This window comes from Paenibacillus farraposensis (assembly GCF_020736845.1).
GTDB classification, from domain to species: Bacteria; Bacillota; Bacilli; order Paenibacillales; family Paenibacillaceae; genus Paenibacillus; species Paenibacillus farraposensis.
The window spans coordinates 1-398 of record NZ_JAFFQR010000071.1 but is presented as its reverse complement, the minus strand read 5'-3'; the positions used below and the strand labels follow the sequence as shown (position 1 = coordinate 398).

The 398-nt window shown below is 39.2% G+C and carries 1 protein-coding gene and 1 pseudogene; both read right to left on the bottom strand.

Annotation, left to right across the window (positions count from 1 at the left end):
- Nucleotides 1-167, bottom strand: a 167-nt coding sequence (locus JO375_RS12535; protein WP_229524804.1) for a helix-turn-helix domain-containing protein, incomplete at its 3' end; no start/stop codon positions are given.
- A 6-nt stretch (nt 168-173) separates the two neighbouring features.
- A pseudogene (locus tag JO375_RS12530) lies at nt 174-302 on the bottom strand (transposase); the annotation flags it as partial.
- Nucleotides 303-398 lie beyond the last annotated feature (96 nt).

The window sequence follows — 398 nt, the reverse complement described above, 5'->3', positions numbered from 1 at the left end:
TTGTATTGAGCAGGCGTATTCTTGAGCATGGTTTCAGTTTGCTTATAATGCTCGATCTTATCTGCAAGCATTTTGTTGTAGATGAATCGAACACAACCGAACACTTTTGCAAAATATAGCTGCTGTTCATGGTTCGGATAGATGCGATACTTATAGGCTTTCAGCAATTCCTATCATCCTTTCATGCCTTGATTTTCGATGTATTTCTTGATTACGTCTATGGGTGCTCCACCAGTTGTAAGCAGGCAATAGGAACGTGACCAAAAATACGCTTTCCAAAGCGATTTTCGGATGATTGGAAATTCCTTCTTACGACTGAATAATTCTATTATAGTATCTTCTTAGGCTGTAAGAGTCCATGTTGATCAGACCGTTGCCATTCATCCCTCACTTTAGAA